The 14,980-nt window shown below is 33.5% G+C and carries 18 protein-coding genes; 12 read left to right on the top strand and 6 right to left on the bottom strand.

All coding sequences use genetic code 11. The annotated features are described in order from the left end of the window. Positions 1–15 precede the first annotated feature (15 nt). The 9 genes from clpX to GX308_03355 all read left to right on the top strand — a co-directional run bounded on the left by clpX (position 16) and on the right by GX308_03355 (position 9,364). Complete coding sequence (clpX, locus tag GX308_03395; protein ID NLK21138.1) at positions 16–1,308, top strand: ATP-dependent Clp protease ATP-binding subunit ClpX; 1,293 nt, start codon at positions 16–18, stop codon at positions 1,306–1,308. Positions 1,309–1,439: 131 nt separating this feature from the next. Then, complete coding sequence (gene lonB, locus GX308_03390; GenBank protein ID NLK21137.1) at positions 1,440–3,107, top strand: ATP-dependent protease LonB; 1,668 nt, start codon at positions 1,440–1,442, stop codon at positions 3,105–3,107. A gap of 295 nt (positions 3,108–3,402) precedes the next feature. Further along, positions 3,403–3,882, top strand: coding sequence for a GNAT family N-acetyltransferase (locus tag GX308_03385; GenBank protein NLK21136.1), 480 nt, complete (start codon positions 3,403–3,405; stop codon positions 3,880–3,882). Between the two features lie 186 nt (positions 3,883–4,068). Next, positions 4,069–6,468: an endopeptidase La gene (gene lon, locus GX308_03380; GenBank protein NLK21135.1), complete on the top strand. Its 2,400-nt coding sequence runs from the start codon at positions 4,069–4,071 to the stop codon at positions 6,466–6,468. A 27-nt stretch (positions 6,469–6,495) separates the two neighbouring features. Next, a complete protein-coding gene (locus GX308_03375) occupies positions 6,496–7,083 on the top strand; it encodes a YihA family ribosome biogenesis GTP-binding protein (GenBank protein ID NLK21134.1) in 588 nt (195 codons plus the stop codon). Positions 7,084–7,201: 118 nt separating this feature from the next. Next, positions 7,202–7,411, top strand: a complete 210-nt coding sequence (locus GX308_03370; GenBank protein NLK21133.1) for a PspC domain-containing protein — start codon at positions 7,202–7,204, stop codon at positions 7,409–7,411. Positions 7,412–7,522: 111 nt separating this feature from the next. Then, positions 7,523–8,080, top strand: a complete 558-nt coding sequence (locus GX308_03365; GenBank protein ID NLK21132.1) for a hypothetical protein — start codon at positions 7,523–7,525, stop codon at positions 8,078–8,080. Positions 8,081–8,148: 68 nt separating this feature from the next. After that, entirely contained in the window at positions 8,149–8,934 is a 786-nt protein-coding gene (locus GX308_03360; GenBank protein NLK21131.1) for a hypothetical protein, read from the top strand. A gap of 187 nt (positions 8,935–9,121) precedes the next feature. Further along, complete coding sequence (locus tag GX308_03355) at positions 9,122–9,364, top strand: DUF2508 family protein (protein NLK21130.1); 243 nt, start codon at positions 9,122–9,124, stop codon at positions 9,362–9,364. Between the two features lie 6 nt (positions 9,365–9,370). Here the strand turns inward: GX308_03355 and GX308_03350 are convergent, their stop codons facing one another. Beyond that, positions 9,371–9,907 carry a DUF4364 family protein gene (locus GX308_03350; protein ID NLK21129.1) on the bottom strand — a complete coding sequence of 179 codons (537 nt, stop codon included), beginning with the start codon at positions 9,905–9,907 and terminating at the stop codon, positions 9,371–9,373. 177 nt (positions 9,908–10,084) lie between these two features. Here GX308_03350 and GX308_03345 point away from each other — a divergent pair, with 177 nt between their 5' ends. Next, positions 10,085–10,759 carry a glycosyltransferase family 2 protein gene (locus GX308_03345; GenBank protein NLK21128.1) on the top strand — a complete coding sequence of 225 codons (675 nt, stop codon included), beginning with the start codon at positions 10,085–10,087 and terminating at the stop codon, positions 10,757–10,759. A 4-nt stretch (positions 10,760–10,763) separates the two neighbouring features. On the opposite strand, the gene GX308_03340 is transcribed toward GX308_03345, so the two are convergent. Further along, the gene (locus GX308_03340) at positions 10,764–11,198 is read right to left on the bottom strand and encodes a hypothetical protein (protein NLK21127.1); all 435 of its coding nucleotides are present in this window, start codon (positions 11,196–11,198) and stop codon (positions 10,764–10,766) included. Between the two features lie 235 nt (positions 11,199–11,433). Between GX308_03340 and GX308_03335 the strand changes: the two genes are divergently transcribed. Together GX308_03335 and GX308_03330 are read left to right on the top strand one after the other, a co-directional pair. Beyond that, positions 11,434–11,661 carry a hypothetical protein gene (locus tag GX308_03335; protein NLK21126.1) on the top strand — a complete coding sequence of 76 codons (228 nt, stop codon included), beginning with the start codon at positions 11,434–11,436 and terminating at the stop codon, positions 11,659–11,661. A gap of 82 nt (positions 11,662–11,743) precedes the next feature. Continuing rightward, entirely contained in the window at positions 11,744–12,016 is a 273-nt protein-coding gene (locus GX308_03330) for a hypothetical protein (GenBank protein ID NLK21125.1), read from the top strand. On the opposite strand, the gene GX308_03325 is transcribed toward GX308_03330, so the two are convergent. The 4 genes from GX308_03325 to spo0A form a co-directional block, all read right to left on the bottom strand. Next, the gene (locus tag GX308_03325; GenBank protein ID NLK21124.1) at positions 12,013–12,423 is read right to left on the bottom strand and encodes a hypothetical protein; all 411 of its coding nucleotides are present in this window, start codon (positions 12,421–12,423) and stop codon (positions 12,013–12,015) included. The two genes, GX308_03330 and GX308_03325, sit on opposite strands and share 4 nt — an antisense overlap. 70 nt (positions 12,424–12,493) lie before the next feature. After that, the gene (locus tag GX308_03320) at positions 12,494–12,679 is read right to left on the bottom strand and encodes a hypothetical protein (GenBank protein NLK21123.1); all 186 of its coding nucleotides are present in this window, start codon (positions 12,677–12,679) and stop codon (positions 12,494–12,496) included. Positions 12,680–12,815: 136 nt separating this feature from the next. After that, entirely contained in the window at positions 12,816–13,913 is a 1,098-nt protein-coding gene (locus GX308_03315) for an ATPase (GenBank protein NLK21122.1), read from the bottom strand. Between the two features lie 102 nt (positions 13,914–14,015). Beyond that, the gene (gene spo0A, locus GX308_03310) at positions 14,016–14,825 is read right to left on the bottom strand and encodes a sporulation transcription factor Spo0A (protein ID NLK21121.1); all 810 of its coding nucleotides are present in this window, start codon (positions 14,823–14,825) and stop codon (positions 14,016–14,018) included. Positions 14,826–14,980 lie beyond the last annotated feature (155 nt).

The raw sequence follows: 14,980 nt of genomic DNA, 5'->3' as shown, positions 1-14,980 counted from the left end.
ATAAGAGGTGAGTCAATGGCTGGCAGATATGAAGAAAAAAAACAGCTTAAATGTTCATTCTGTGGAAAAACCCAAGAACAAGTAAGAAGATTGATTGCTGGGCCTGGAGTTTATATATGCGATGAATGTATAGATTTATGCTCTGAAATTATCGATGAAGAATTCGATGAAATTCCAGTGAGTAGCGAAGTTTCTGATATTCCCAAGCCAAGAGAAATAAAAGCTACATTGGATGAATACGTAATTGGCCAAGAAAAAGCAAAAAAGTCTCTTGCAGTGGCAGTATACAATCATTATAAAAGGATATTTTCAGATAATAGATATGATGATGTGGAACTTCAAAAAAGTAATATATTAATGCTTGGGCCCACGGGATCAGGGAAAACATTGCTTGCACAGACTTTGGCAAGGATGTTGAATGTTCCCTTTGCTATAGCAGATGCCACTTCCTTGACTGAAGCAGGATATGTAGGAGAAGATGTAGAAAATATTTTACTTAAACTTATTCAAGCAGCAGACTATGATATAGAAAGAGCAGAACAGGGCATCATATATATCGATGAAATTGATAAGATTGCAAGAAAATCCGATAATCCATCCATCACTCGGGATGTAAGTGGTGAGGGGGTTCAACAGGCCCTCCTTAAAATCTTAGAAGGAACTGTAGCCTCTGTTCCGCCCCAAGGGGGAAGGAAGCATCCCCATCAGGAATTTATTCAAATTGACACCACTAATATACTATTTATTTGTGGCGGGGCTTTCGATGGAATTGATAAGATTATCGAAAAAAGAGTTGGTAAAAAAGGTATAGGCTTTGGGGCTGAGGTAAAGGGAAAAAAGGATAAAGATATTGGTGCAATACTAGACACCCTCTTGCCACAGGATTTGCTTAAATTTGGCCTCATTCCAGAATTTATTGGCCGTGTTCCTGTCGTTGTATCATTAAATAGTTTAGATGAGGATGCTCTTATAAAGATTTTAACTGAACCTAAGAATGCACTTATTAAACAATACATCAAATTGTTTGAAATGGATGATGTTATTATTGAATTTGAGCAGGAAGCCCTTGAGTTAATAGCTAAAAAGGCTATTGAACGAGAAACAGGAGCTAGGGGACTTCGAGCAATCCTTGAAGAAATGATGATAGAGGTAATGTATGAGGTACCCACCACTAAGAATGTAGAAAAATGTATTATTACAAAAAATACAGTTGAGACTAAAGAAATGCCTGAGCTTGTTATTAATGAAAATAAGCAACCTATTAAAAAGGCAAGGAAGAAAAAAACTAAAAGAGGCGAAACAGCCTAAATAAATAATAAAAGAATGCATCGTAAGATGCATTCTTTTATTATGTCCGAATTTAGTTTATTGTAATAAAAACCTTATGATTGTGCATACTAAAGGTAAATTAGCATCAGAGTGAGATAGGAGGATATTAAGTGGGCAATATTTTAATCATTATCCAATTTGTATTTACAGTTACTATAGGGATTTATTTTTTTACACTTCTTAAAACTCAGCAAACCACCAAAATTTCTATAGGAAAAGAGTCAAAAAAGGAACTAGAGAAGCTAAAAAAATTAAGGTCAATCCATCTATCAGAACCATTATCAGAAAAGACCCGTCCTATTTCTTTTAAAGAGATAATTGGACAAGATGAGGGTCTAAGGGCCCTTAAAGCTGCTTTGTGTGGCCCAAATCCACAGCATGTAATAATCTACGGTCCCCCAGGAATTGGGAAAACCGCTGCTGCTAGGGTTGCATTAGAAGAAGCCAAGAAGATGGCTATATCACCTTTTAAGGAAGATGCACATTTTATCGAAATGGATGCAACCACCCTCAGGTTTGACGAAAGAGGGATTGCAGATCCTTTAATTGGTTCAGTTCACGACCCGATTTATCAAGGGGCGGGGGCTTATGGAAGTGCAGGAATACCTCAGCCAAAACCAGGAGCAGTAACCAAAGCTCATGGTGGAGTGCTTTTTTTAGATGAGATAGGTGAACTTCACCCCATACAAATGAATAAGCTCTTAAAAGTCCTAGAAGATAGAAAGGTTTTTTTAGAAAGTGCCTATTATTCTTCAGAGAATTCTAATATCCCTAATCATATTCATGATGTTTTCCAAAATGGTCTTCCGGCAGATTTTCGCTTAATTGGGGCTACTACAAGAACACCGGATGAAATACCCCCCGCTATTCGCTCAAGATGTACAGAGATATTTTTTGAGGCCCTCACTAAAGACGATGTAGCCAAGATTGTTGAAAATGCAGCTAAAAAAGGAGCATTGACATTAGATAATGGAGTGGCTGACTTAGTCACCCATTATGCAAGCAATGGGAGAGACGCGGTAAATATTCTCCAAACTGCGGGATGTATAGCTACTATTGAAAATAGAAAAGAAGTTACAATTAAAGATATAGAATGGGTAATTGAGTTTGGGCAGTATAGTAGGAGATTAGACAAAAAGATTTCCTCAGAAAAAACTATCGGCTGTGTTAATGGTCTTGCTGTTTATGGTATTAGGATGGGGGCATTGCTTGAAATTGAGGTAATAGCAGAGATAGCAGAAGAAAAGTCTAAAGGTACTTTAACAGTAACAGGAATCATTGAAGAAGAACTAAATAAAGGTAATAGCAAAATGAAAAGGAGGAGTACTGCAAAAGGCTCAATTGAAAATGTTCTAACAGCAATGAAAAATATATTAAATATTCAATATAAAGATTACGATATCCATATTAATTTTCCAGGAGGGATGCCTGTAGATGGTCCCTCAGCGGGGATTGCAATATTTGTTTCGGTATATTCGGCAATACTTAAAAAGCCAATATCCAACAAAATAGCTATGACAGGGGAGATATCCATAAGAGGAAACATTCATCCTGTAGGAGGAGTGCATGCCAAAATTAATGCGGCTAAGGCTGCAGGAATCGAAAAAGTATTTATTCCGGCAGATAATTGGCAAGAAACTTTTGGCGATTATAATGTAAAAGTGATACCTGTTAAAACCATAAATCAAGTCTTAAAAGAAGTGTTTGAGGAAGTGATAGAAGAAACTATTTCAAAGACCAATGCCACATCCGAGGTACTAACGGCTCAAGGGATATAGGACTTTGATGATACAACCATTACTATTTTCATAGTAATAATATATTAGTAGTTTTAAAAGGACCTTATGATTACATAAGGCCCTTCTTGCATCTTAGGATAAACCTCTGTGGATATCAGATGCAATAGAATCAATTACTAAAGTGCAGAGTATGTAAATAAATATTGATTTAAGTATTTTTTGAATATACCTTGAGAATATTGATTTAGATATGGTATAATTCTTAACATACAAGCAATGAAAATACTGTCATTGGTTTTTAAATAGGAACGAGTAATAGAATGGAGGTTGTAGAGTGATTATTAAGCAGGCACAAGTTAAGGACTTAGCCGAAATTCTTTTATTACAAAAGCAAGCTTATTTAAGTGAAGCCGAAATTTATAGAGATTACCAGATGTTACCACTAATTGAGACTTTAGATGAAATAGAAAAGGAATTTTCAACATGTTTTTTTTTAAAAGCTATTATTAATGGAGTTATTATCGGTTCGGTAAGAGCTTATCGAGAAGGAGAAACTTGTCATATCGGGAGGCTTGTGGTACATCCTAAGTTTCAAAATCAAAGGACAGGGACTCAGCTTATTAATAAAATCGAAGCAATCTTTGAAGATTGCAGCAGATTTGAAATCTTTACGGGGCATAAAAGTCAAAGAAATATAAGTTTATATAAAAAACTAGGTTATAATCAATATAAAGAAAAAGAAATTTCCCCAAGCCTTCGACATATTTATATGGAAAAGATAAAAAAAGATAAGATAATAAATAACATTATTTAAAGGAGAGTCGTAAACACTAAACGTCTCTTTTTTATTTAATAAAATCTAAAATCAAATTATCTGGGGAAACTACCGATTGAAAGGGTAAATTTTATTCAAAGAAAAAGCTAGGAAATAATTTGAATTTGACAAGTTTCAACTAAATAAGCATAATTACATATAGACATAATTTATGAGGTGAAAGACATGGCAAAAAAAGATAAAAAACACATATTACAGTTGCCTTTGGTTGCTTTAAGAGGGCTTACTGTATTTCCAAATATGATTTTACATTTTGATGTAGCCCGTAAAAAATCCATCAAAGCTTTAGAAGAAGCTATGATTAGTGATAAACCCATATTCCTAGTAGCACAAAAAGAAATAGCTATAGAAGAACCTGAAATTGGTGATTTATATACTGTAGGAACTATTGCTTCAATCAAACAGATTTTAAAACTTCCTACCAATACCATCCGTGTTTTAGTTGAGGGAGATAAAAGGGGGAAAATAATTTCCTTTGAACAAGAAAGTCCTTACTTTATAGTAAACGTAGAAAAACAACTTTATAAAGAAGAAAACGATGATCTTAAAACCCATGCACTTATCAGGGCGGGGGCAGAAATTTTTGAGGAATATGCAGGGGCAAATAATAGGATTTCTGCCGAGACCACTAGGAATATTATATCTATGGATAAACCAGGGGCTATGGCAGATGCCATTGCTTCCAATATACAGTTAAAATTAGAAGATAAGCAAAGAATTCTAGGCACTTTTGATGAAGAACAAAGACTGGTTGTACTTATTGAAATATTAAAATCCGAAGTGGAAGTCCTTAAAGTTCAAAAAGAAATATTAGAAAAGGTAAAGAAGAATATAGATAAGTCCCAAAGAGAATATTATCTTAGGGAACAACTTAAAATTATTCAAAAAGAATTAGGGGATAAGGAGGGAATACAAGGGGAAGTTAATCAATATAAAGAAAGGCTGGATAAAATAGAACCCCCATTAGAGGTTAGGAAAAGCCTGGAAAAGGAGTTTCAAAGGATGTTAAAGGTCCCATCTTCTTCACCAGAAAGTGTTGTAATTAGAAACTATATAGAATGGATATTGAATATTCCATGGACTAAACTAACCAAAGAATCCCATAGCTTAAGAAAAGCAGAGAAGGTTTTAGATGAAGATCATTATGGTTTAGGGAAGGTAAAGGAAAGAATACTAGAATTCCTATCCATAAGAGAAATAGCCCCTAAACTTAATAGCCCAATAATATGTCTAGTAGGACCGCCAGGGGTTGGGAAAACATCTATAGCCAACTCCATAGCAAAGGCACTTAATCGTAAATATATAAGGATATCCTTAGGAGGTGTTAGGGACGAGGCGGAAATAAGAGGCCATAGAAGAACCTATGTGGGCTCTATGCCTGGAAGGATTATTCAAGGACTTAAACAGGCAAAAACAAAAAACCCACTTATGCTTTTAGATGAAATTGATAAGATGAGCACAGATTTTAGGGGAGACCCTTCAGCAGCACTGTTAGAAGTTTTAGACGCAGAACAAAACACTGCCTTTATAGATCATTATATAGAACTGCCGGTGGATTTATCAGATGTTATATTTATAGCTACGGCAAACACCTTAGATACTATTCCAAGGCCCCTTTTAGATAGGATGGAAATAATCAGTATACCCAGCTACACAGAGGAAGAGAAATTCCATATAGCCTATAATCATTTAATTAAGAAACAACTACAAAAACATGGAATGACTAAATCACAACTTCAGATTAGTAAAAAGGCTCTAAAAGACATCATCACTTATTATACAAAAGAGGCAGGGGTACGTAAACTAGAAAGAGTCATAGGGGAACTGTGCAGGAAGGCAGCCAAAATAATAATAAAAGAAGATAAAAAGTTAATTCGGGTTACAGAATCCAATCTAGAAAAATACCTAGGAGTAAAAAAATACAGATTAAATAGGATAACTGGAGAAGCAGAAATCGGCATTGCAAGGGGACTTGCATGGACTCCTGTTGGGGGAGATACCCTTTTAGTTGAAGTTAACATCATGGGTGGAAGTGGAAAATTCGAATTGACAGGACAGCTTGGAGATGTAATGAAAGAATCTGCTAAGGCAGCAATAAGTTATATCCGATCTAAAGCAGAAGATTTAGGGATAAATCGAGATTTTTATAAGGATAAGGATATTCATATTCATATACCTGAGGGAGCTGTTCCAAAGGATGGACCTTCAGCAGGTATTACCATGGCAACGGCTATGATTTCTACCCTTACCGATATCCCGATAAGAAACGATGTGGGTATGACGGGGGAAATAACTCTAAGAGGAAGGGTATTGCCTATTGGAGGGTTAAAAGAAAAGGTATTAGCCGCAAAGGCAGCAGGGATTAAAAAGGTACTCCTTCCTTTAGAAAATGAGAATGAGCTTAATGAAATTCCTAATTCGGCGAAGGAAGATATGGAATTTGTCCTAGTAAAATCTATGGAAGAAGTTTTACATCACGCCCTTATTAATTCTACCAAATCAGAAAACAAGGATTCCGTAAATGTTTCCGGAGACCTTCTAGATATAAAAAAGTCGATAAAATAGTATAATCACACTAAGGAGAAATTTATTATGTTAGTGAACAATGTGGAATTAGAATTTGTATGTGGAAGCGAGAGTCAAATTCCTGATACTGATTTAAATGAAATTGCATTTGCTGGAAAATCTAATGTAGGAAAATCATCTTTAATCAATTCATTGATTAATCGAAAGGCCCTAGCTAGAACCAGTGCCCAACCGGGGAAGACCCAAACCATTAACTTCTATAATGTTGAAGAAAAATTATATTTTGTAGATCTTCCAGGCTATGGTTTTGCTAAGGTTTCCAAAACAGAAAGGGAACGATGGGGAAAGTTTATAGAGAGCTATTTAATCAATAGGGAACAATTAAAGCAAGTGGTTCTGCTCATTGATATAAGACATGAACCAGGGCAAAATGATAAAATGATGTATGATTGGCTTTGTCATTATCAAAACAATGTATTAGTAATAGCCACTAAAATGGATAAAATTAAAAGAAGCCAACTTCAAAAACAACTTGCAATTATTAAAAAAGGTCTTAACATGGACCCTAACCATAAACTCATTCCCTTTTCTGCCCAGACGAAACAAGGAACAGAGGAAATATGGAATGTTTTTGATAAATGGGTGGTAGATTAAATATAAAATTTATCAGAGATAATAAACTTTTGTTATAGTAAAACGTATATATTGATGAAGAAAAGTTATGGATAAAAGGTTATACTTTGGGAAGTCATTGAAAGAAGGAGGGAGTATGATGCAAAGAAAACTGCATTTATCTAGCAGAGATAAAAAGATAGCAGGAGTTTGCGGAGGAATAGCGGAGTATTTTGATTTTGACCCTACATTAATTAGAATACTATGGGCCCTGCTTAGTGTTATGAGTACAGGTTTTCCGGGAGTTTTACTTTATATAATCTGTTGGGCGGTAATGCCAATGGATGATGAATATCGAGATTTAAGGTAGAATCGAAGAAGTCCGAAGTATCGGACTTTTTTTTGTAAAAACTATTGAATACTTGTCATAATAAGGGTAAAATAGAGGTATTGATAAATATTTTAGTAAAGGGGTAGGAATATGAGGAAAACAAAATCAATTTTGGGCCTTCCAATCATAAGCATTTCCAGTGCAGAAAATGTTGGTAAGGTGAACAACCTAATTGTAAACGGAAAGAATGGTTCTATTGATTATGTATTAGTGGAAACGGGTGAAAAGACAATAAGCTCCTTAGTTATTTCAACTAAAGACATTATTGGTGTGGGAGAATATGCTGCAACTATTCCAAATGAACAGGTAATGATAGATATAAGCAATGTGCCAGAGGCAATAGAATTATTACAAAAAAATGTCCAGATTAAAAATACAGATATATTGACCCAAAAAGGGAATTTAATTGGACAAAGCGGAGATTTTTATGTTGATGAAGATTTTAATATTGCGGGGTTAGAATTTATACAAAAGCAGAACGATGATTTAGGAATTAAGATTGTACCTAGGGGAGATGTAATCACCTTTGGTAAAGACTTAATTATTCTTGAAGAAAACTTTGCTAATAATCTGCTTGAATCAGAAAAGGAATTAACAACGGATGAACCATCAAATTTTTTCAGCAATCCGATGAAGAAGGCATTGTAGGATATAATAAGGATTCTGCAGAAACTATAGATTATACTTTAGAAGATCAGCAGGAAGAAGTTATAACAATGTCTTTTGAGGAAAATGAAAAAGAAACGGAGAAAGTAGAAGAAGCAGAAGAAGCAGAAGAAGCAGAAGAAGTAGAAGAAGTAGAAGAAGTAGAAGAAGCAGAAGAAGTAGAAGAAGTAGAAGAAGTAGAAGAAGTAGAAGAAGTAGAAGAAATAGAATGTCCTTCGATCTTACAATTTGAAGACCCCATAGAACCATCAGAAATTGCTGCAGCTTTAGAAATGTCAGAAGAAGTATTAATGGGCAATAATAAAGGACTAAACAATCAAGAATTCTTTTTTATAGATATTGATGAGGGAATAATGGAGGAAGAAGCAACTATTAATTCCAAGGAAGATATTCTCGATTTTGAAGACAAAGGTTTTGAAATTAGCTTTGATGGGGAAAATGATAGGGAAGGGCCACTAGAAATTTATTTCGACTCTGGACCAAATAAAAAAGCAAATGATGAACTATCTTTTAAATTAAAAAAAGGCAATAAGGGATTAAACCAAGATTATAGCAATACCATAAAAAATAGCGATCAGGATTTGATTGATAGAGTATTAAAAGACTTCCAGAATGCTCAAGCAGGATTTTCCCAAGAAGAGCCAGAAGAAGATAAGAAAAATGAAGCATTCGAACAAAAGCAAATGGAGTTTTTGACTGGTAAAATTGTTCTAAAAGATATTGTGGGTAATGGGGGAATACTAATAGCCAAGACGGGAAGTCTGATTAATGCGGATATGATTAAAGCTGCCAAGGAACAAGGGAAGTTAATTGAACTTATTATGAATTGTAAGTAAATAGACTGATTAAAAGGAGTGCATTTTTTGCACTCCTTTTTTGTAACATAAATTTAATTTTGTGTTAAAATGGTTCTGATGGAATATTATATATTTAGACGTTTAAGATTTTTACTTATGCGCAGAATCCTAAGGATAGGTTTTTTATCGCTGATTCTAGGTTTTTAGTTGTTAAGGGGGGAATTCCATGAAACTAATACAAGAGTGGACAACTGATTATTTTAGCTTAGATGACGAAAGATTAATAAGTGAGATAGAGAGATTAAAAAAAGATGTAGAAGATACAAAAAGGCTAGTTGATGAATTAGAAGATAAAGGTAAAACAGTGGAGTATACCAATATAAAATTAGCAAGGCTTGCCTTGGCGTTTGCTCGTGAAAAATACGAACTGCTCCTAAAAGAAGCTAAAAAAAGAGAAATTTTTAATTAAGAGCAGTTAATTAGAAGGCGTGTTGACCAGACTTGATAGAATAGAGCCAAACAAATGTTGGGCATTTGTTTTCCAATTAGCACATATTAGCCTTGCTTGTTCCTTTGACGCAACATTAACTTCCAAATTAATAAGGGTGGTATCATTTTCCTTTACCTTGCAGTGTACAATATACTCATTGTGTTTTTCAGGAGTGTACTCAGCAATAATCTCCAGCTCCTTTTTTAGGTGCTGGCGATTTTTTTGTACATAACGATCAATTTCTAATTTTATATTACCAGGAATACGAGTGTTAAAATATTCTAAGGCATTAAGGCCCTTATTGGCAATGGTGTAACGGGTAGTATGATTTTGATATTCCTTTATAATTAAATTTGATTCTGATAGTTCTGTTAGGTACTGTTGAAGAGAAAAATAATCGGTGTAGGTCTTATCCATAATAAACTGAGTAATCTGTGCATGGGATAAAGGCATTTTTATTTTAGATATAAGATATAGCAGTATCAATTTGTTTATAGCTAATTCACTAGTTGATTGAAACACCAGCACCCCTCCTATGGTTTTATTTCATTGTATACCAAAAAGCTTCTTCTTACAAGAACCTATAGTATTATGGTAAACCTATAAATTAAAAACGTCAATGCATAATTATGATTATAATTTTGCATAAATAAATATGATTATACTAAGAATACTATATGGATAGAAAGGAGCATTTTTATGGATATTTCTATTGTTATTCCTGCATATAACGAAGAAGGAAGAATAGGAGGGGTACTAGCTCCACTAATGGATTTAGACCTTATTAAAGAGATTATAGTAATTAATGATGGTTCGGTGGACGAAACCTCTAGAGAAGCGAGAAGATATCCTGTTACTGTTATAGATTTTCAAAAGAATTATGGGAAAGCAGCAGCCATGAAAAGAGGCATAATAGAAAGTACGGGAGAATGGATACTATTTTTAGATGCAGATTTATGTGGATTAAAAAAAGAACATATTGTTACAATGATTGAATATACACTAAAGAAAGATGTAGATATGGTATTGGGTCTTTTTACTAAAGGTAGGCTTATTACCGATATTTCTCACAAAATTGCCCCTTTTTTATCGGGGCAAAGATTGGTGAAACGGATTGTTTTAGAACAAATACCTATATGGGAGGATAACAGGTATGGGGTGGAGCTTGTAATAACTGAGCATATTAATAAAATAAAGGGTAAGGTTAAAAAAGTATATATGCCCCATGTGTACCATGTGCCTAAAGAAGTAAAAAGAGGGTGGATAAAGGGTAAAATCGAAAAGCATATAATGTATAGAAACATATTATTTACTTTTTTTGAATTATATTTATTACCAAGATGGATCAGAAGGCTTTATAGATATAGTTCATAAATATTCAATTATTATAAGAAAAATTATCCTCTCTACTTTGCCTTATACTCTCGCATATTTGGATTAAACCATCCCATTCATCATCAGAAGAGGTCAGCCTAATGGCATTTACAAAATCCAATCGCATTCTATCTGTATATTCTTGTTTTAACCATTGGATTTCATCATCAGATTCAGCTTTACTCACTTGTAATAAAAATTCCTTTGCCTTATCGCCTGTTGCAAAGGGAATAAAAGGTTGTACCACATCTAAAGCAGCTTGTAGGGCCTCATACTGCCTCTGAAAAGGATTACCATCAAATTCTGCAATATAAGTATAAAGTGATTCAAGATTTAAGAAAGTAACATTATTTAATTCAGAGTAATCAAAATCATTTATCAGGCATTTTAAATTATTAAGCTCATATATAAGTTGTTCACTAGTTAAAACTTCTGTCATATTATCCCTTCTTTCTAGTAGCTAAAATATCGTGCTTTATATTACTATTTGCAGACGAATAAAAAATACACAATTAAAATTTACTGTTTTTAGATTAAAAATCAATAGATGTCTATAATAACCAAAACATTTTGATATATTCCAGTTCAATCTAAGGAATTCTATTGATTTTTAAAATACATTAGAATATAATATAAAATGTCAATGGATAAAACAAACAATCAGGAGGGAAAACATGGAACAAGAGTTAGGTGGGGGATTGAAAGCATTACTTATTATTGCATCACTATTATTCCCAATAGTGGGGATTATAGTAGGAATCATATGGATGACTGATAAAAACGGTTCTGAAGAAAAAAGAAGATTTGGAAAGACCTTACTAATCATAGGAATAGCTGTTCCAGTTGTAATTTGTATTTGTTACATATCAGTATTTGTTATTGCGGGATTAGCTAGTTTCTAAGAAAACAACCCATTATAAATTTTTATAATGGGTTGTTTTTTGTGATATAATAATAATAAATTATCACTTAGGAGGAAAAATAATGATTAAAATGTTGCTAGAAGACTTCATTGAAGAAATAAAGGCTGAAATAGTCGGTTATGAAGAATTAGGTGAGGAAAAGGCTTTACAATGGGAAAAAGACTTCTTATCTCTGTCAAAAAAGAGTAGAAAATTAGAGCAAAATATAGAAGAAAAAGATGGTAAAAAGTACTATATCCTAAAGGATGAATCTGAATTATTTAAAATAGCAGATATGTATCTAGCTGCGGTAGATAGCGGTGAGGAAAAGGATTACTGGGAAAATTGGCGTTAATTAGGTTTATTTAAGGCTTCTTTTATTCCTTCGAGAAGAAACTTAGCAGTTTCGGGTGATTCCTTAGGAGAACCTACATCAAGCATTTGTTTTTTAGTGATTTCTTTATTTAAGTAAGCCATTGTAGGCTCCATAAGGGGATACATCATAGCCATATCTTCATCAAAGTTAATTAGCTCAACTGATGTGATTTTATCTTTTTCAATTGTAACTGAAATATCGAAGTTGGCATATTCTAATTCTATTGGAACGGTATAGATTCCGGCTTCATAGAGGGCAGAGGATTGCCTTTTTTGAGGAATAAACTTAAAGATAAGAATGAGTAGGAGTATTAATCCTACAATAGCAAATAAAGATGTATAAATTACCTCTTTTAGCCTGAGAACAATTATTTTCGTGGAAGACATATAAAGCCTCCTTACATATAAAGTATTTACAATTTATATATATGAAGGAAGACTCAAAATATGTCTTTATCTATGAAACCAATTTGTTAAATTGTAATTCCGCGCCTTTTAAATCATTAAAAAAAAGATAAATATTTTTCTGCCAAGGATATAAAGCCTTCTTAAAAATTATATAATTTTTTTCTGCCTGTTTTTCTAGGAGATATAGAAAAGTTTGTGATTTCGTGTCTGATTTGATTTTAATATACTTAGTCATTTATGAGCTCCTTTCTTTTTAATTCCTTGAAGATTTTACCATATATTTACAGTAAGTTCAATAGAAAGGTATGTCGAAAAAAGAAGAGTCGATTTTATATCGACTCATAAGTATTAAATTCATATATTTACTAATTTCACATTTCAGTGGGCAATATCCTTTCTATGGTAGCTTTTATAATCCCATCTACTTTATTAAAATCCATATTAGAAATATAATAATTTTCCACCTTATCATGGGCTTCTTTAGCCTTTTGGATAAAAACCACACTTTTTTGTACTAAATCTTCAAAGAGTTTTTTATCCTTATCAATTTCAGCTTGAATATATCTAAGTTTTTCCTCATTTAAGTAGGAAGTAAAATCGGTTATATTGGTTGGGATTATCTTAGCTCTATGATAACTGTTAACAACCGTAACTGCACTATCAAGGGAAGGAATTATGATATCTTCCACTTTATCTACATCAATAGGGGAGTGGTAACATTCTACGTCTAAACCCCTCATAACGGCTTCTTTATAGATCTTTTCCATCATGTTCTTGGAAGATGCCCCGGGGGAATCCTTAATGACATATACATTTTTACTACCCCCGATTATTGTGTGAAGGTATTCTATTAGTCCATTAGGGGTTATGGCAGTACCAAATAAATGCCTATCTCTGCCGATATCTTCAGTAACAGGGTAGTTTTCAAATAAGGATTTTATAAGTTCTTCAACCTTGAGATTAGCCTTAGCATTATTAAAGGCTAAACTTTCGGTATCACGCCAGGATTCATATATTACAAATGCGGCCTCAAGATAAGAATATGCTTTTTTAAATAATCTGCTTACTTCTTTATTTGCCTTTAATATATTATCTTTATTTTTTCTAATTCCCTCCTCATCCCAAAAGTCCCCTAAGTTAAGGATTTCGTCTACGGCACCGGGGGTTAAGGGGTCTACCATATGGGGGGCAGTCCCATCTAAAAAAGCTATCTTAATATCGGGGATAACGATTCCGTCTAAGGAATTACTGTCGGAGGAGCAGTGATGGTGTTCAAGGTGATAGCCAAGGTTAAGAAAACTATCACTTATTTTTTTCATAAAAAATGATTTCCCTACTCCCGGACCACCTTTGATTACAATAATCCTATTAGCTTCTTCTTGGAATAAGATATTGTCATAGAAGGATACAAATCCCCTAGTTGTATTTCCGCCAGGGAAAACATGTTTAATTTTTCCTTTTTGATTCATAGCCTTTCCTCCCAAATAAACATATAATGGTATATTATATGAAATCTATAAGGGCAATATGAAGTTGAAAAATCCTAGAGTCCATGGAACTCTAGGATTTAATTATCCAATCTTTAAATTAAGTCTTAATCTGTCGGCGATAAGAGCTATGAACTCACTATTGGTAGGTTTCCCTTTATTGTTATTTATAGTATAGCTAAATAATTTATGCATGGTATCGATACTACCACGATTACAGGCTACTTCTATGGCATGACGAATAGCCCTTTCAACTCGGCTTGAGGTTGTATTAAACCTTTTAGCTATAGAGGGATATAATTCCTTTGTAATACTATTTAGTATATCCATATTATTAACTGCCATAGTAATGGCGTGGCGTAGATAGTGATATCCTCTTATATTTGCGGGAACACCTATTTCCCTAAGAATATATGTAACTTCAGCTTCTAATTGATGGGAGGAAGGTACTTGGAATCTATTGTCAAGGTCAATAGTATGGGAACAATTTATATCTACTTTGGGTACTGGAACAAGATCTGTAAGTTGCCTAATTCTTAGCATAAGAGTTTCCATATCAAAAGGTTTAGCAATATAGTATTCTGCCCCCAATCGCATAGCTTTTTGTGTGACTTTATCTTGATTGACTGCCGATAGCATAATGCATACGGGTGATTTTTTTATGGCGGAAGAATGAAGCTTTTCTAGCACCCCCAATCCATCTAATCGAGGCATAATCGTATCCAATATTACAACATCAGGTACTTTTTCCATTATCATATCATAAGCTTCTACTCCGTCCTTAGCAACCCCAATAACCTCCATGTCATTTTGTTTTTCGAAGTAGTCCTCGAGAATCTCACAAAATTCCTTATTATCGTCTGCAAGTAATACACTAATACGGTTTTTCACAATAAAATCCCCCTTATTTTTTGTTATTTTGAGTTTTTTAATACAATATCTGCTATAAAAACATATCATAAATAAGAATCAGTACAGTAATGAATTATACCATAAATGTAAAAAAATTCAAATAGATATTAAAAACTTACACATAAATATAAGTGAAT

This window comes from Candidatus Epulonipiscium sp. (genome assembly GCA_012519205.1).
Taxonomy (GTDB): Bacteria; Bacillota; Clostridia; order Lachnospirales; family Defluviitaleaceae; genus JAAYQR01.
Note: the sequence above shows the minus strand (reverse complement) of the source record. Positions and strands in the feature narration are given on the sequence as shown.